The organism is Streptomyces sp. NPDC060028, from assembly GCF_042736725.1.
In the GTDB taxonomy this organism is placed as follows: Bacteria; Actinomycetota; Actinomycetes; order Streptomycetales; family Streptomycetaceae; genus Streptomyces.
In genome coordinates, this window is the sequence record NZ_JBHWVJ010000023.1 from 45,621 (window position 1) to 60,883 (window position 15,263).

Sequence of the window (15,263 nt, forward strand, 5' to 3'; positions counted from 1 at the left end):
CGCGGAGCCCCGTTTCCGCGGCGGCCAGCGCGCCCTGCCTCACGCCGGCAGGGTGTTGCGGTGCGAGCGCCGGCGCGCCGCGCTGAACAGGGCCTGGATCTGCGCCCCGGACTGTTCCACGTCGTCGAGCGGCGAGGGGAACGGCAGCCGTACGTCGCGGTGCCCGCGGCGCTCCTCCAGGCGCAGGGTGATCCCGTACCGGTCCATGGCGACCGGAAGCGCCCGGACGACCGCGGTGACGGGCGCCGGCCGCACCAGGCGCAGCAGGAGGGTGACCAGTTCGGCGTGGTCGTCGAGGAGATGGGTGAGCATGCCGGCCTCGTAGGGGGCCAGTGGGTCGGGGCGGGCGGCGTCCAGCTCGTCGAGGCCGACGTACGAGCGGCCGTCCGCGGTCTCGAGCACGGCCCGGCGGAACTCCACGCAGGTGGAGTCGGCGCCCTGGTCGTCGTACGGGGTCAGCAGACGCCCGAGCAGCGTGGCGCGGGCGCGCACCCGGTCGCGTACCGGGGTGGGGGCGACGTCGGTGAACTCCAGCCGGATGGCCGGCCGGTGCTCGCCGTGGCCGCCCGGCTCGGCGGGGTGCAGGTGCAGGTGCAGCCGGCCGAGCGGATCGGTGCCGTCGAGGTGGCGGACCTCGGTGCGCAGTCCGTCGGTGACCACGGTCATGGAGTGGGCGGCCGCCAGGACCGAGCGCACCCGTTCGGCATCGCTGGGCCGGGAGGCGCCGGGCACGGGGCGGTCGGCCGGGGTGGCAGGGGGGCCGGACAGGCGCATGGGGGTCTCTCCATCGTCCCGAGTGGATACTTAGGTATGCCTAACCTAACTCATCCCTCGCGTTCCGGGGCAGCGGACGAGGTGACAGGTGCCTCGTGTCGCTGTTGGGCTGAACGGGTGAAACACGAGAGGATGGGGGGATGCACATGAAGCGCACGGCCGAGGCGGCCCGGTGAGCAGGTACGACGTCACCGACGAGCAGTGGGAGGGGCTCGCCCAGGTGGTCCCCCTGCGCAGCCGCAACGAATGGCCATCCCGGGTGGACCACCGCACGATCCCCACGGCGCCCGGAGCGTCCGCGGCGGAGCAGCAGCGGCGCTTCGTGGTGATCCGGGTGCAGGTCTTCGCGGACGCCCGGGAGGTGGCCGAGTACCTGATCGCGCAGATCCCGGTGCTGCTCGACCTCACCGGCGCCGACGGCGAAGTGGCGAAGCGGATCCTGGACTTCAGCAGCGGCGTGGTCTTCGGGCTGGGCAGCGGGATGCACCGGGTCGACCGCAACGTCTTCCTGCTGGCGCCCGTCGGCACCGAGGTCGAGGGAATCGCGGCCGCGGCCGTCCCCCGATCGTAGGAAGGTCGCGGCGAGGGAACGGTTCGGCGGGCCCAGGAGGGGTCCGGCGGGCCGTACCGTCCGGCGCATGGACGCCACCACCTTGGACGCCACCGCCTTGGACGCCACGACTTCGGACGCCACCGCCTTGGACGCCGCCGCCCCGGTCGCGCCGGCGGACGCCGCGGTCCACCACCGGCCCGCGGTGACGCGATTACGGCTCTCCGCCTACGCCTCGCACCGCGCCGCCGTCTTCCCGCTCGGGCCCGTCACCCTGTTCACCGGGCCGAGCGGCAGCGGGAAGTCCCAGGCCCTGGCTGCCTACGAGGCCCTCGCCGTGCTGGGCTCCGGCGCCACCGTGGAGCAGGTCTGGCCGGATGCGCGGGCCCTGATCCCGGACCGTGCCGTGCCCGACGCCGAGCGGCGGCGCGGCTTCCGCATCGGCTGCACGGTCGACGGGCCCGTCGGGCCGGTCCGGCTCGACCTCGCAGTCCAGGCCGAGCCGACGCTGCGGATCGTCGGCGAACGGCTCTCGGTGGACGGACAGGTCCTGCTCAGCACCGCCCTGCGCGACCCCGGGCGGCGATCCGTCCAGGCCGCCTGGCTGACCGGCGGCGCGACCGGCGTCACCAAGGCGCCGCTGCCCGACGACCGGCTCGGCACGGCCATGCTCCCGCTGCGGGTGGCCGGCGCCACGGCCGGGCAGCGGCAGGTGCTGGCCGCCGCCGAGCAGGTGGTGGTGGCGCTGCGCTCGGTGTTCCCCTGCGACCCCCGCCCGGAGCGGATGCGGGCGCCCGTGCAGCCGGGGTGGGGGCGCCTGCTGGGTGACTGCGCGAACCTGGCCGACGTGCTGCGCCGCACCCGCGGCGAGTGCGGTACCCGCCACACGCTGCTGGCCGAGGCGGCCCGTACCGGCTGCGCGGGACCGGTGGCGGGGCTGGACGTACGGACTGCCACGGAAGGCCTCGTCACGGCGCTGCTGGACCGGGGCCCCGGCCGGCCGGGAACCGAACTGGGCCGGCTCGGCGCGGGTGAACTCCGCTTCCTGGCCCTGGCGCTGGTCCTGCTGACCGGGCCGGGGGTGCTGGCCATGGACCCGGCTGCCGAGCTGCTGTCCGCGCGGCAGGCGCTGACCGTGCTGGCCGACGGCCTCGACCGGGACCTGGACCGGCGGCAGACCGCCGAGCTGCTGCGGCTGGCCCTGCTGGCGTGCGGGCGCGGCCACGTCCGCCTCGTCGCGTCGGTGGAAGAGGCGTGCGCGGCGGCCGCCCGGGAAATCCCGGGGGTGTCGGTGGTAGACCTGTCGGCATGAACGACGAGCGGGACACCCCCGAATCGCGGCCCGACGAGCGGCTGGACCGACTCCAGCGGCGGCTCGCGCAGTTCGCCGCGGCGCGCGGCTGGGAGCCGTACCACACGCCCAAGAACCTGGCCGTGGCGCTGAGCGTGGAGGCGGCCGAACTGGTCGAGATCTTCCAGTGGCTGACGCCGGAACAGTCGGCCCGCATCATGGAACAGCCGGAAAGCGCACACAGAGTTGCCGATGAGGTGGCCGATGTGCTCGCGTATCTGCTGCAATTCTGTGAGGTTCTCGGGGTGGATGTGCTGGATGCGCTCGCCGCGAAGATCGAGAGGAACGAGCTCCGCTTCCCGGCGCCGGGGGCTTCGACACCGAATCGTCACTCTTCGGAGTGATGGCGTCGTCCACAACCATGTTTGTGTCCACAGATTTCCGAATACCCCTGGCTTTACTGGTTCGTTGCCCTCACTCTGGGTAGTGGTGAGAACGGCGGATGTCGTGCGGACGGGGGACGGCATATGGATGCGGTACGGCTCATCGCGGCCGGCCGGCACGCGCTGGCACAGAGCGGGGCTGCGTGGGACATCGTGGGCGAGGCCTGGCAGGCACAGGCCCTCGCGCAGGGGATAGGGGGCTGGCTGGCGATCACCGGGCCGCCGGAGCTGAGAGCGGAGGCACGGGGACTGGGTGAAGCAGGGGGCAGAGGCTGCGGGGTGCTCGACCGGGCGGCCCTGCTCGGTGAGGGCGCCGCGCCGGACCATCCGCCGCGGGCGGCGCAGCTGACCGAGGTGGGGGACGTCCGGCAGGCGCTGCTCGGACTCCAGGCACTGCTGGGCGAAGTGGGCATAGCCCTGGTCGGGGTGGCCTGCGGGACGGACGACGAAGGCCTGTACTGGCAGTGCATCGAGTCGATAGACGCGGCCGACGAGTCGAGCGATCGGGTACGGGCGATCCTGCGCCGGCTGACCGTGCGCGAACGGGGGTCGGCGACCGGCGTCGCGTGAGGCCCGGCGGCGCGGCCCCGAGCCAGGTGGGGCCAGGGTCCGGCGGTGCCGGCGTCCGGAGGGTTGCCCGGGCGGTCCGGGCGGTCTGGCGCTTCGAGCGGGGTCCCGCCGCGCGCGGCGGGACCCGTGCGGTCAGTACGACCGGTAGGAGGGGCGTTCGCTCTCCGGCGTGCTGATGCCCGGGGTCAGGGGGGCGGCGGCGGTGCGGTCCGTGGGGGACTGGAGGTCGGCGTCGAGCTGCGAGAGGTCGGCGTTCAGCGCCGCCATCAGCTCTTCCATCTGCTGGAGCAGCCCCTTGGGCGCGCCCTGGCCGGGTACCGCGGGCTCCTGGGACATGGCGGCCTCCTCGGCCCTGGCCCTTCCGGGGCAGAAGGGGGCGGTGGACGCACCGGCGAAGGGCCGCCGGCGCGCGGGCCGGGCGGTCCGGCTCCCTCCGAGCAACGATCCCCATCCGGGCTGGTCACTGGCGGGCCCCGGGGTGGACCGCCCGTTGACTCGGATTCACCCGGCCGGGGTGGAAGGGGCAGGATGGGAGGCATGGACCTCCGTATTTTCACCGAGCCCCAGCAGGGCGCGAGCTACGACAGCCTCCTCAGGGTCGCCAAGGCCACCGAGGACCTCGGCTTCGACGCGTTCTTCCGCTCCGACCACTACCTGCGGATGGGCTCGGCGGACGGCCTGCCCGGTCCCACCGACGCCTGGATCACCCTCGCGGGACTCGCCCGCGAGACCAAGCGGATCCGCCTCGGCACGCTGATGACGGCCGGCACCTTCCGGCTGCCCGGTGTCCTGGCCATCCAGGTGGCACAGGTCGACCAGATGTCCGGCGGGCGCGTCGAACTGGGCCTGGGGGCAGGCTGGTTCGAGGACGAGCACAAGGCGTACGGCATTCCCTTCCCGGCGGAGCGGATGGCCCGGCTGGAGGAGCAGCTGGCCATCATCACCGGCCTGTGGGCCACCGGGACCGGCGCCACCTTCGACTACGCCGGCAAGCACTACCAGGTGGAGAACTCGCCCGCGCTGCCCAAGCCGGCCCAGGCCAAGGTGCCCGTCCTGATCGGCGGCCACGGCGCGCGGCGCACCCCGCGCCTGGCCGCCCGGTACGCGGACGAGTTCAACATGCCGTTCGCCTCGATCGAGGACAGCCGCCGCCAGTTCGCCCGCGTCCGCGAGGCCGCCGCGCAGGCCGGGCGCAGGGCCGACGAACTCGTCTACTCCAACGCCCTGGTGGTGTGCGTGGGCAAGAACGACGCCGAGGTGGCCAGGCGGGCCGCCGCCATCGGCCGCGACGTCGACGAGCTCAAGGCCAACGGGCTGGCCGGCTCCCCGGCCGAGGTGGTGGAGAAGATCGGCACGTACGGTGCCATCGGCTCCTCCCGCATCTACCTCCAGGTGCTCGACCTCGACGACCTCGACCACCTGGAGCTGATCTCGGCCCAGGTCCTGTCCCGGCTCGGCTGACAGGGGACCGGAAGATGGCCCGCGCGTCCGGCCCGCTCGCCGGGGCCCTGGCCCGCAGGACCGTGATCCTGGACGGCGGGCTGAGCAATCAGCTCGCCGACCAGGGCTGCGACCTGTCCGGCGACCTCTGGTCGGGCCGGGTGCTCGCGCAGCGCCCGGACCAGGTGACGGCCGCGCACACGGCGTACGCGCGGGCCGGCGCCGAGGTGCTGATCACCGCGAGCTACCAGGTGGGGTACGCGGCCTTCGACCGGCACGGGTACGGGCCGCCGCGGACCACCGCGCTGCTGCGGCGCAGCGTACGGCTGGCCGACCGTGCGGCCCGGGCGGCCGGCCACGAGGTGTGGGTGGCCGCCTCCGTGGGCCCGTACGGGGCGGTGCTCGCCGACGGCTCCGAGTACCGGGGCCGGTACGGGCTGAGCCGGCGCGAGCTGGCGGCCTTCCACCGGCCCCGCATCGAGGCGCTGCTGGGCGCAGCGCCCGACGTGCTGGCGATGGAGACCGTGCCGGACACGGCCGAGGCCGAGGCCCTGCTCACCGTCCTCGCCGAGACGGGGGCCCGTGCCTGGCTCGCCTACACCGTCGCGGGCGGCCGCACCAGGGCGGGACAGCCCCTGCCCGAGGCCTTCGCCCTCGCCGCCGAGGCCCCCGGCGTCATCGCCCTCGGGGTCAACTGCTGTGACCCCGAGGACGTCCTGCCCGCCCTGGAGGCGGCGGCCTCGGTCACCGGCAAGCCGCTGCTCGCCTACCCCAACGACGGATCCGTCTGGGACGCCGTCACGCGGACCTGGCACGCCCCCCGGGCCCCGGCCCCCTGGCCCACGGCCGCCTGGCGCCGCGCCGGAGCCCGCCTCATCGGCGGCTGCTGCCGCATCGGCCCGCCCCGCATTGCGGAACTGGCCGCCGGACGGTAGCCGCGGGCCGCTACCGGCCGTTGGTGTCCCAGCGGACGCTCAGCCTCCCGCCGCCCGACTGGACCAGCGCGGTCATCTCCGCCTCCACGGAGGCGAGTTCCCCGGGCCGCTCCATGAGGACCAGCTGTTCGCGGTAGTGGACCAGCGAGGTGAGGAGCAACTGGGTCCGCTCGGGCTCCAGTGCGCACATCCGGCGCGCGGCGGCGACGGACTCGGCGCGCAGGGCCAGCGCTATCGCGGGCCGATGGGTGAACTCCTCGCGGCTGTAGCCGAACAACGCGACCGCCAGCGGGGGCAGATAGGCCAACGGACTCACCTGGACCAGAACGCGATAGGCGGCGACCTGACGGCGGACCGGCACGGTCCCCGATTCGAGCAGGGCCACCCGGGCTCGCAGCACGGCGTCGTGATTGATGTTCTCCGTGGGATTCATGAGGGAGATTCTGAAAGCCGCACAGGGGTCCAAACAAGGGCATTCGACTGTGCCCTTCGTCCTACGAAAACGCCCTCTGACCTGTCATGATGGATACGTCATCACCCCTGCGCCCCTTTCCGGACGGCCCGTTGGCCTCCATGGCGGCCCGCGGCCCGCCCCAGCGCACAAAACGCGTTGGTCCGGCCGGGGTGGTCGACACATACTCGGGTGCATGTTCCTGACGATCTCCACGACCGGCACAGCCGAGCACCCGGCCACCGACCTGGGCTTTCTCCTGCACAAGCACCCCGGGAAGGCGCAGACGTTCTCCACCTCCCACGGCACGGCCCATGTGTTCTACCCCGAGGCCACGGAGCAGCGGTGTACGGCGGCCCTGTTGCTGGAGGTGGATCCCGTCGCGCTCGTGCGGCGCGGTCAGGGCAAGGGCCGCGGCCAGGCGCCCGACGCCGCGCTCGCCCAGTACGTCAACGACCGGCCGTACGCCGCCTCCTCGCTCTTCGCGGTGGCCCTCGGCGGGGTGCTGCGCAGCGCGCTGAAGGGCCAGTGCACCGCCCGCCCGGAGCTGCCGGAGCAGGCGCGCCCGCTGCGGATCGAGATCCCGGCGCTGCCCGCGCGCGGCGGGGCGGCGCTGGTGCACCGGCTGTTCGACCCGCTCGGCTGGGCGTCGGTGACGGTGAGTCCCGTGGTGCTCGACGAGCGGTTCCCGGAGTGGGGCGACTCCCGGTACGTACGGCTCGTACTGGAGGGGGAGTTGCGGCTCGCCGAGGCCCTGCGGCAGCTGTACGTCCTGCTGCCCGTGCTGGACGACGCCAAGCACTACTGGATCGCCCCCGACGAGGTGGACAAGCTGCTGCGCGCCGGAGACGGCTGGCTCGCCGCGCACCCGGAGAACGCGACGATCACCGCCCGTTACCTGGCCCGCCACAAGCGGCTGACCCAGGTCGCCCTGGAGCGGCTGGAGCTGGTGCGCCTCGCCGAGGTGGACGGCAGTGAGGTCGAGGAGCTCGACAACGCGGTGGACGAAACCAAGGACACCGAAGAGCGGCCCGTGCCGCTGGCGGTGCACCGGCGCGAGGCGGTCCTCGCCGCCCTGCGGGCCGCCGGCGCCGCCCGCGTCCTCGACCTGGGCTGCGGGCAGGGGCAGTTGGTGCAGGCTCTGCTGAAGGACCCGGCGTACACCGAGATCGTCGGCATGGACGTGTCCGTGCGGGCCCTGAACACCGCGGCCAGGCGGCTGGGCCTGGAGCGGATGGGGGAGCGGCAGAGGTCCCGCGTCCGGCTCCTGCAGGGTTCCCTCGCGTACACCGACAAGCGTCTGGCGGGCTACGACGCGGCGGTGCTCAGCGAGGTCATCGAGCACCTGGACGTGGAGCGGCTGCCCGCCCTGGAGTACGCGGTGTTCGGCTCGGCCAGGCCCCGCACGGTCCTGGTGACCACCCCGAACGTCGAGTACAACGTCCGCTGGGAGACCCTGCCCGCCGGGCACGTCCGGCACGGCGACCACCGCTTCGAGTGGACCCGCGCGGAGTTCCGCACCTGGGCGGGCCGCGTGGCCGAACGGTACGGCTACGGCGTGGAGTTCGCGCCCGTCGGCGAGGACGACCCCGAGGTCGGACCGCCCACCCAGATGGCCGTTTTCACCACCACCATCACCACCATCACCACCACCAACGACACCCCGAAGGAGGGCGAGGCGGCATGACCGGCACCGATACCCACCGAACGCGCGCACTTCCCGTCACCGACCTGTCCCTCGTCGTCCTGATCGGGGCCACCGGATCGGGCAAGTCCACTTTCGCCCGCAGGCACTTCAAGCCCACCGAGGTCATCTCCTCCGACTACTGCCGGGGTCTCGTCGCCGACGACGAGAACGACCAGAGCGCCAGCAAGGACGCCTTCGAGGTCCTGCACTACATCGCCGGCAAGCGGCTGGCGGCGGGCCGGCTCACGGTCGTCGACGCCACCAGCGTGCAGGCCGAGTCGCGCCGCCGGCTCGTCGAGCTGGCCCGCGAGCACGACGTACTGCCCATCGCCATCGTCCTCGACCTGCCCGAGGAGGTGTGCGCCGAGCGCAACGCGGGCCGTCCCGACCGGGCGGGCCTGCCCCGCGCCGTCATCCAGCGCCACCGCCGCGACCTGCGCCGCTCGCTGCGCGGCCTGGAGCGCGAGGGATTCCGCAAGGTGCACGTGCTGCGTTCCGCGGAGGAAGTGGAGTCGGCCGAGGTGGTGCTGGAGAAACGCTTCAACGACCTCACCCACCTCACCGGACCCTTCGACATCATCGGCGACATCCACGGCTGTGCCTCCGAGCTGGAGTCGCTGCTCGCCAAGCTCGGATACGAGGACGGAGCCCACCCCGAGGGCCGCACCGCGGTCTTCGTCGGCGACCTCGTGGACCGCGGTCCCGACAGTCCGGGCGTCCTGCGCCGGGTGATGGGCATGGTGAAGTCCGGCAACGCCCTGTGCGTGCCCGGGAACCACGAGAACAAGCTGGGCCGTTACCTGAAGGGCTCCAAGGTCCAGCGGACCCACGGCCTCGCCGAGACGATCGAGCAGCTGGAGGGGGAGCCGGAGGAGTTCGTCCAGGAGGTGCGGGAGTTCATCCGCGGCCTCGTCAGCCACTACGTCCTCGACGGCGGCAGGCTGGTGGTCTGCCACGCCGGGCTGCCCGAGAAGTACCACGGCCGCACCTCCGGCCGGGTGCGCTCGCACGCCCTGTACGGGGAGACCACCGGCGAGACCGACGAGTTCGGCCTGCCCGTGCGCTACCCGTGGGCCGAGGACTACCGGGGCAAGGCCGTCGTGGTCTACGGCCACACCCCGGTCCCGGACACCGCCTGGATCAACAACACCATCTGCCTCGACACCGGCGCCGTCTTCGGCGGCCGGATGACCGCCCTGCGCTGGCCCGAGCGCGAACTGGTCGACGTACCGGCCGAGAAGGTCTGGTACGAGCCGGTCCGGCCGCTCGTCGCCGAGGCACCCGGCGGGCAGGACGGCCGCCCGCTCGACCTGTCCGACGTCACCGGGCGCCGGATCGTCCAGACCCGCCACCTGGGCAACGTCAGCGTGCGCGAGGAGAACGCGGCGGCGGCCCTGGAGGTCATGAGCCGCTTCGCGGTGGACCCGCGGCTGGTGCCGTACCTCCCGCCGACCATGGCGCCGACCGCGACCTCCGGCGAGGACGGCTACCTGGAGCACCCGGCCGAGGCCTTCGCGCAGTACCGCAAGGACGGCATCGCCCAGGTCGTGTGCGAGGAGAAGCACATGGGCTCCCGGGCCGTCGTCCTGCTCTGCAAGGACGCCGACGCGGCACGCGAGCACTTCGGTGTCGAGGGGCCGACCGGTTCCGTCCACACCCGCACCGGGCGGCCCTTCTTCAAGGACCCGGAGGTCACCGAGGAGATACTCGCCCGGCTGCGCTCGGCCGTCGGCGACGCCGGCCTGTGGGAGGAGCTGGCCACCGACTGGCTGCTCATCGACGGGGAACTCCTGCCCTGGTCGCTGAAGTCCACCGGACTGCTGCGCAACCAGTACGCCGCCGTGGGCGCGGCCGCCCGAGCCGTCTTCCCGGACGCGCTCGCCGCCTTGGAGGCGGCCGCCGCCCGGGGCGTCGACACCGGCGAGCTGCTGGAGCGCCAGCGCGAGCGGTCCGCCGACGCGGCCAGGTTCACCGACGCCTACCGGCGCTACTGCTGGACCACCGACGGGCTGGACGGCGTACGGTTCGCGCCGTTCCAGCTGCTGGCCGTGGCCGGGCGCTCGCTGGCGGCCGTACCGCACGACGAGCAGCTCTTCTGGCTGGACCGGCTGGTCGCCGCGGACGAGGCCGCCGGCACCGGCCTGCTGCGCCGCACCGGCCGGATCCTGGTGGACACCGCCGACGAGGACTCCGTGCGGGCGGGCACCGACTGGTGGCTGGAGCTGACCGCCGCGGGCGGCGAGGGCATGGTCGTCAAGCCGCTCCAGGCGTACGCCAGGGACGGCAAGGGCCGGCTGGTCCAGCCGGGCGTGAAGGTGCGCGGACGCGAGTACCTGCGGATCATCTACGGCCCGGAGTACACGCGTCCGGAGAACCTGGAGCGGCTGCGCGGGCGGTTCCTCGGGCACAAGCGCTCGCTCGCCCTGCGCGAGTACGCACTCGGCCTGGAGGCGCTGGACCGGCTGGCTGGGCAGGAACCGCTGTGGCGGGTCCACGAGGCCGTCTTCGCGGTGCTCGCCCTGGAGTCGGAGCCGGTCGACCCGCGGCTCTGACCGCGCGGGACGACGCGGGACGACCCGGGACGACCGGTACGACCGGGACGACACAAGACGACGCACGCGCGTAAAGCGGAGGCCCCCGTACGGCCGCTAATTAGGTCGTATGGGGGAACTTTCGCCCGGAACTCCGGGGAAACCACCGGCGGGATCGTTCATCCAGGGCAGCGGAATGTCCGCGACCCTGGAAGGACGGAACATCACCTATGAAGATGACCGCGCGCGGAAGCATTGCGGCGCTCATGACCTGTATGGCCGCGGCCGGTGCGGCCACCCCGGCCGTGGCGGACGCGGTGCCGGTCGGGGTCCCGCTCGACGCCGTGAAGACCACGCTGGGCGTGGACACCCCGCGCGTGGCCACCGGGGTTCCGGTGCCGGTCGTCGGCGCGCCCGAAGTCCCCCGCCATCACACGGGGGACATGCTCCCCACCCCGCTGCTCCCGACCGTCCCGATCGCCACCGAGCTCGGCAACACCCTCGTCACCTCGCCGGTGCCGAACCTGCTCGGCAGGCCGGAGACGGACGGCGAGGGCTCCCTGGACGCGCCGGCCACGACCATGCACACCCGGACCCCGGGTGCGGTGATCGGCTCCCCGCTGACGATGCCGGACGGCTCCAACTTCGGTCTGCCGAACGTGACGGCGCCCAAGCTGGGCGTCATCGCCCCGGAGCTCACCGGTGCGCCGACGGCCCTGCTCGGCCTCGCTCTGCCCCGCTGAGCCGACGCCACGTCAAAAAGCCGCTCGGTCTGCGAACGTGTACGGCATGGGATTCCATGTCGATTCCGAGACCGGGCGGCTTCGCCGCGTCATCCTCCACCGGCCCGACCTGGAGCTGAAGAGGCTCACACCGAGCAACAAGGACGCGCTGCTCTTCGACGACGTGCTGTGGGTGCGCCGGGCCCGCCAGGAGCACGACGGCTTCGCCGACGTGCTGCGTGACCGGGGCGTCGAGGTCCACCTCTTCGGGGACCTGCTGGGCGAGGCCCTGGAGATCCCGGAGGCGCGACACCTCGTGCTGGACCGGGTCTTCGACGAGAAGGAGTACGGTCCGCTCGCCACCGACCACCTGCGGTCGGTCTTCGACGGGCTGACCTCGGCCGAGCTGGTCGAGGCGCTGGTCGGCGGGATGACCAAGCGGGAGTTCCTGGAGCGGCACGCCGAGCCGGTGTCGGTCCGCTTCCACGTCCTGGAACTCGACGGCTTCCTGCTGGGCCCGCTGCCCAACCACCTCTTCACCCGCGACACCTCCGCCTGGATCTACGACGGGGTCTCCATCAACGCCATGCGCTGGCCTGCCCGGCAGCGCGAGACCGTCCACTTCGAGGCGATCTACAAGCACCACCCGCTCTTCACCTCCTCCGGGGCCTTCCACTACTGGTCGCAGGGGCAGGTCGACTACCCCTCGACCATCGAGGGCGGCGACGTCCTGGTCATCGGCAACGGCGCCGTGCTGATCGGGATGAGCGAGCGCACCACCCCGCAGGCGGTGGAGATGCTGGCGCGCGGCCTGTTCGCCGCCGGTTCGGCGACCTCGATCGTGGCGCTGGACATGCCCAAGCGGCGGGCGTTCATGCACCTGGACACGGTGATGACGATGGTCGACGGAGATACGTTCACTCAGTACGCGGGCCTGGGCATGCTGCGCTCCTACACGATCGAGCCGGGCGACGGGGCGGGCGAGCTCAAGGTGACCGACCACCCGCCGGAGCAGATGCACCGGGCGATCGCGACGGCGCTCGGCCTCGGCTCGATCCGGGTGCTGACGGCGACGCAGGACGTGCACTCGGCGGAGCGCGAGCAGTGGGACGACGGCTGCAACGTGCTGGCCGTGGAGCCGGGCGTGGTGGTCGCGTACGAACGCAACGTCACGACCAACACCCACCTGCGCAAGGAGGGCATCGAGGTGATCGAGATCCCGGGCAGCGAGCTGGGGCGGGGGCGGGGCGGCCCGCGCTGCATGAGCTGCCCGGTGGAGCGGGACGCCGTCTGACAGGGGGGCCTGAGGGGGCTGTATATCAATGCATAGGATCGTATAGACTTCCAGCATCCCCTGTCACCGTGACTCTGGAGCGTCCCCATGGCCACCGACCTCGTCGGCCGCAGTTTCCTCAAGGAGCTCGACTTCACCGCCGCCGAGTTCCGCGGCCTGATCGAGCTCGCCGCCGAACTCAAGGCGGCCAAGAAGGCCGGGACCGAGGAGCGCCGCCTCCAGGGCAAGAACATCGCGCTGATCTTCGCGAAGACCTCGACGCGCACCCGCTGCGCGTTCGAGGTCGCCGCCGCCGACCAGGGCGCCCACACCACCTACCTGGACCCCTCCGGCTCCCAGATGGGCCACAAGGAGTCGGTCAAGGACACCGCGCGGGTACTGGGCCGGATGTTCGACGGCATCGAGTACCGGGGCGAGCGCCAGGACACCGTCGAGGAGCTCGCCGAGCACGCCGGCGTGCCGGTCTTCAACGGGCTCACCGACGACTGGCACCCCACCCAGATGCTGGCCGACGTGCTCACCATGACCGAGCACTGCACCAAGCCGCTGGAGCGCATCGCCTTCGCCTACCTCGGCGACGCCCGCTTCAACATGGGCAACTCCTACCTGGTGACCGGCGCGCTGCTGGGCATGGACGTACGGATCGTCGCGCCGAAGTCCTACTGGCCGGCCGAGCAGGTGGTGGCCGCGGCCCGTGAGCTGGCGGTGACGAGCGGCGCCCGGATCACGCTGACCGAGGAGATCGCCGAGGGGGTCGCCCAGACCGACTTCGTCGTAACCGACATCTGGGTCTCCATGGGCGAGCCCAAGGAGGTCTGGGACGAGCGGATCGCGGCCCTGGCCCCGTACGCCGTCACCATGGACGTGCTGCGCGCCACCGGGAACCCGGACGTGAAGTTCCTGCACTGCCTGCCGGCCTTCCACGACCTCGGCACCAAGGTGGCCCGGGAGATCCACGAGCGGCACGGGCTGGAGTCGCTGGAGGTGACGGACGAGGTGTTCGAGTCCGCGCACTCGGTCGTCTTCGACGAGGCGGAGAACCGGCTGCACACCATCAAGGCCGTGCTCGTCGCCCTGCTGGCCGGGCCTGCCGCATAGTCATGCGGGGCCGTGCCCCTCGGCCCCTTGGCCGCTCGGGCCGGGTGATCACGCCGGGCGGGCGGGCAGGGTGAACCACACGGCCTTGCCGTGCGCGGTGCGGCGGTGGCCGCACGCGGAGCTCAGGGTCCGGATCAGCAGCAGGCCGCGGCCGTGCTCCTGCCAGGGGTCGGGGTGCCTCTCGTCCGGGCGGGCGGTGAGGTCGGCGGGGGGCTGCGGATCGCCGTCGTGGACCTCGACCTGGCAGCCGTTGGCCAGCAGCTCCACGACCAGCTCGATCGGGGCCTCACCGGGGGTGTGCTCGACGGCGTTGGCGACCAGCTCGGCGGTCAGCAGTTCCGCGGTGTCGCTGTCGGCGGACGCCTCGATCTCGGCCAGCGCGGTACGGACGAGGGCGCGGGCGATGGGTACGGCGGCTGCCGTGTGGGGCAGTGCGATCCGCCAGGCGGAGGGGTCGGGCAAGGCGGGACCGTCCGTTCCGGGGGGCGTCGGGGGAAATTCTACTTTCAACCATACGAAGCGGAAATGCCGTGACGTCAGGGCCCCCGAAGCCGCGCGGGACCAGCTCTCCCGGCCGAGCGACTGTCGCGTTTCTGTGACGGCAGTCACGTTCCAGTGATACCTTCGGGAGGGTGAGCCCCTTCCTTGGTTCCACACCAGCGACCGAACGGTGGCGCCACCTGCGGGTGGACCGGCAGGACGGCGTCGCCACCGTCACCCTCGACCGCCCCCGGAAGCTGAACGCGCTCACCTTCGGCGCCTACGCCGACCTGCGCGATCTGCTCGCCGAACTGTCCCGGGAGCGTTCCGTACGCGCCCTCGTGCTCGGAGGCGAGGGCCGCGGCTTCTGCTCCGGCGGCGACGTCGACGAGATCATCGGCGCCACCCTCGCGATGGACACCGCCCAGCTCCTCGACTTCAACCGGATGACCGGCCAGGTGGTGCGCGCCATCCGCGAGTGCCCCTTCCCGGTCATCGCCGCCGTGCACGGAGTCGCCGCCGGGGCCGGGGCCGTCATCGCCCTCGCCGCCGACTTCCGGATCGCCGACCCCACCGCCCGCTTCGCCTTCCTCTTCACCCGGGTCGGCCTCTCGGGCGGGGACATGGGCGCCGCCTACCTGCTGCCCCGGGTCGTCGGGCTCGGCCACGCCACCCGGCTGCTGATGCTGGGCGAACCCGTACCCGCGGCCGAGGCCGAGCGGATCGGCCTGCTCAGCGAGGTCACCGAGGAGGGCAAGGCCCACGCACGGGCCGCCGAGCTGGCCGCACACCTCGCCGCGGGCCCGGCCCTCGCGTACGCGCAGACCAAGGCGCTGCTGACCGCCGAGCTCGACATGCCGCTGGCCGCTTCGGTGGAGCTGGACGCCAACACGCAGGCCCTGCTGATGCACGGCGCGGACTACGCGGAGTTCCACGCCGCCTTCACCGGGAAACGGCCGCCGCAGTGGAAGGGCAGGTAGCCCGGTGACCGCGGGCG

The 15,263-nt window shown here is 72.8% G+C and carries 16 protein-coding genes; 12 read left to right on the forward strand and 4 right to left on the reverse strand.

Annotated features, from left to right (window positions below; translation table 11 throughout):
• Positions 1 to 39 precede the first annotated feature (39 nt).
• Positions 40 to 774 carry a DUF2470 domain-containing protein gene (locus tag ACFWBF_RS14225; RefSeq protein WP_385600290.1) on the reverse strand — a complete coding sequence of 245 codons (735 nt, stop codon included), beginning with the start codon at positions 772 to 774 and terminating at the stop codon, positions 40 to 42.
• A gap of 172 nt (positions 775 to 946) precedes the next feature.
• Here ACFWBF_RS14225 and ACFWBF_RS14230 point away from each other — a divergent pair, with 172 nt between their 5' ends.
• The 4 genes from ACFWBF_RS14230 (at position 947) to ACFWBF_RS14245 (ending at position 3,628) form a co-directional block, all read left to right on the forward strand.
• On the forward strand, positions 947 to 1,345 hold the full coding sequence (locus ACFWBF_RS14230) for a cell division protein SepF (protein ID WP_385600293.1): 399 nt from the start codon (positions 947 to 949) through the stop codon (positions 1,343 to 1,345).
• 67 nt (positions 1,346 to 1,412) lie between these two features.
• Positions 1,413 to 2,636 carry an ATP-binding protein gene (locus ACFWBF_RS14235; protein WP_385600296.1) on the forward strand — a complete coding sequence of 408 codons (1,224 nt, stop codon included), beginning with the start codon at positions 1,413 to 1,415 and terminating at the stop codon, positions 2,634 to 2,636.
• A complete protein-coding gene (locus ACFWBF_RS14240; RefSeq protein WP_385600299.1) occupies positions 2,633 to 3,019 on the forward strand; it encodes a nucleotide pyrophosphohydrolase in 387 nt (128 codons plus the stop codon). Before ACFWBF_RS14235 ends, ACFWBF_RS14240 begins: the two co-directional genes overlap by 4 nt.
• Positions 3,020 to 3,142: 123 nt before the next feature.
• Complete coding sequence (locus tag ACFWBF_RS14245; protein ID WP_385600302.1) at positions 3,143 to 3,628, forward strand: DUF6099 family protein; 486 nt, start codon at positions 3,143 to 3,145, stop codon at positions 3,626 to 3,628.
• 132 nt (positions 3,629 to 3,760) lie between these two features.
• Here the strand turns inward: ACFWBF_RS14245 and ACFWBF_RS14250 are convergent, their stop codons facing one another.
• A complete protein-coding gene (locus tag ACFWBF_RS14250) occupies positions 3,761 to 3,964 on the reverse strand; it encodes a hypothetical protein (RefSeq protein WP_385600305.1) in 204 nt (67 codons plus the stop codon).
• A gap of 201 nt (positions 3,965 to 4,165) precedes the next feature.
• Here ACFWBF_RS14250 and ACFWBF_RS14255 point away from each other — a divergent pair, with 201 nt between their 5' ends.
• Positions 4,166 to 5,089 carry an LLM class F420-dependent oxidoreductase gene (locus ACFWBF_RS14255; protein ID WP_385600307.1) on the forward strand — a complete coding sequence of 308 codons (924 nt, stop codon included), beginning with the start codon at positions 4,166 to 4,168 and terminating at the stop codon, positions 5,087 to 5,089.
• Between the two features lie 14 nt (positions 5,090 to 5,103).
• Complete coding sequence (gene mmuM / locus ACFWBF_RS14260) at positions 5,104 to 6,003, forward strand: homocysteine S-methyltransferase (protein WP_385600309.1); 900 nt, start codon at positions 5,104 to 5,106, stop codon at positions 6,001 to 6,003.
• 10 nt (positions 6,004 to 6,013) lie between these two features.
• On the opposite strand, the gene ACFWBF_RS14265 is transcribed toward mmuM, so the two are convergent.
• On the reverse strand, positions 6,014 to 6,436 hold the full coding sequence (locus ACFWBF_RS14265) for a hypothetical protein (RefSeq protein ID WP_385600312.1): 423 nt from the start codon (positions 6,434 to 6,436) through the stop codon (positions 6,014 to 6,016).
• Between the two features lie 214 nt (positions 6,437 to 6,650).
• On the opposite strand from ACFWBF_RS14265, the gene ACFWBF_RS14270 reads away from it, so the two are divergent.
• The 5 genes from ACFWBF_RS14270 to argF all read left to right on the forward strand — a co-directional run bounded on the left by ACFWBF_RS14270 (position 6,651) and on the right by argF (position 13,786).
• The gene (locus tag ACFWBF_RS14270) at positions 6,651 to 8,141 is read left to right on the forward strand and encodes a 3' terminal RNA ribose 2'-O-methyltransferase Hen1 (protein ID WP_385600315.1); all 1,491 of its coding nucleotides are present in this window, start codon (positions 6,651 to 6,653) and stop codon (positions 8,139 to 8,141) included.
• Entirely contained in the window at positions 8,138 to 10,693 is a 2,556-nt protein-coding gene (locus ACFWBF_RS14275; RefSeq protein WP_385600318.1) for a polynucleotide kinase-phosphatase, read from the forward strand. Before ACFWBF_RS14270 ends, ACFWBF_RS14275 begins: the two co-directional genes overlap by 4 nt.
• A gap of 215 nt (positions 10,694 to 10,908) precedes the next feature.
• Complete coding sequence (locus ACFWBF_RS14280) at positions 10,909 to 11,415, forward strand: hypothetical protein (RefSeq protein WP_385600321.1); 507 nt, start codon at positions 10,909 to 10,911, stop codon at positions 11,413 to 11,415.
• A gap of 46 nt (positions 11,416 to 11,461) precedes the next feature.
• Complete coding sequence (locus ACFWBF_RS14285) at positions 11,462 to 12,688, forward strand: arginine deiminase (RefSeq protein WP_385600324.1); 1,227 nt, start codon at positions 11,462 to 11,464, stop codon at positions 12,686 to 12,688.
• 87 nt (positions 12,689 to 12,775) lie between these two features.
• On the forward strand, positions 12,776 to 13,786 hold the full coding sequence (gene argF, locus ACFWBF_RS14290) for an ornithine carbamoyltransferase (RefSeq protein ID WP_385600327.1): 1,011 nt from the start codon (positions 12,776 to 12,778) through the stop codon (positions 13,784 to 13,786).
• Between the two features lie 48 nt (positions 13,787 to 13,834).
• Here the strand turns inward: argF and ACFWBF_RS14295 are convergent, their stop codons facing one another.
• Positions 13,835 to 14,296 (reverse strand): ATP-binding protein, encoded by a 462-nt coding sequence (locus tag ACFWBF_RS14295; protein ID WP_385600330.1) that lies wholly within the window; start codon positions 14,294 to 14,296, stop codon positions 13,835 to 13,837.
• Positions 14,297 to 14,418: 122 nt separating this feature from the next.
• On the opposite strand from ACFWBF_RS14295, the gene ACFWBF_RS14300 reads away from it, so the two are divergent.
• Positions 14,419 to 15,246 (forward strand): enoyl-CoA hydratase family protein, encoded by an 828-nt coding sequence (locus ACFWBF_RS14300; RefSeq protein ID WP_385600332.1) that lies wholly within the window; start codon positions 14,419 to 14,421, stop codon positions 15,244 to 15,246.
• The last annotated feature ends 17 nt before the right edge of the window (positions 15,247 to 15,263 follow it).

What these genes read in the sequence shown, in the direction of transcription:
- ACFWBF_RS14225 (WP_385600290.1), bottom strand. Translation starts at nt 774, where the DNA reads ATGCGCCTGTCCGGCCCCCCTGCCACCCCGGCCGACCGCCCCGTGCCC.
- ACFWBF_RS14235 (WP_385600296.1), top strand. Translation starts at nt 1,413, where the DNA reads ATGGACGCCACCACCTTGGACGCCACCGCCTTGGACGCCACGACTTCG.
- ACFWBF_RS14240 (WP_385600299.1), top strand. Translation starts at nt 2,633, where the DNA reads ATGAACGACGAGCGGGACACCCCCGAATCGCGGCCCGACGAGCGGCTG.
- ACFWBF_RS14245 (WP_385600302.1), top strand. Translation starts at nt 3,143, where the DNA reads ATGGATGCGGTACGGCTCATCGCGGCCGGCCGGCACGCGCTGGCACAG.
- ACFWBF_RS14250 (WP_385600305.1), bottom strand. Translation starts at nt 3,964, where the DNA reads ATGTCCCAGGAGCCCGCGGTACCCGGCCAGGGCGCGCCCAAGGGGCTG.
- ACFWBF_RS14255 (WP_385600307.1), top strand. Translation starts at nt 4,166, where the DNA reads ATGGACCTCCGTATTTTCACCGAGCCCCAGCAGGGCGCGAGCTACGAC.
- mmuM (WP_385600309.1), top strand. Translation starts at nt 5,104, where the DNA reads ATGGCCCGCGCGTCCGGCCCGCTCGCCGGGGCCCTGGCCCGCAGGACC.
- ACFWBF_RS14265 (WP_385600312.1), bottom strand. Translation starts at nt 6,436, where the DNA reads ATGAATCCCACGGAGAACATCAATCACGACGCCGTGCTGCGAGCCCGG.
- ACFWBF_RS14270 (WP_385600315.1), top strand. Translation starts at nt 6,651, where the DNA reads ATGTTCCTGACGATCTCCACGACCGGCACAGCCGAGCACCCGGCCACC.
- ACFWBF_RS14275 (WP_385600318.1), top strand. Translation starts at nt 8,138, where the DNA reads ATGACCGGCACCGATACCCACCGAACGCGCGCACTTCCCGTCACCGAC.
- ACFWBF_RS14280 (WP_385600321.1), top strand. Translation starts at nt 10,909, where the DNA reads ATGACCGCGCGCGGAAGCATTGCGGCGCTCATGACCTGTATGGCCGCG.
- ACFWBF_RS14285 (WP_385600324.1), top strand. Translation starts at nt 11,462, where the DNA reads ATGGGATTCCATGTCGATTCCGAGACCGGGCGGCTTCGCCGCGTCATC.
- argF (WP_385600327.1), top strand. Translation starts at nt 12,776, where the DNA reads ATGGCCACCGACCTCGTCGGCCGCAGTTTCCTCAAGGAGCTCGACTTC.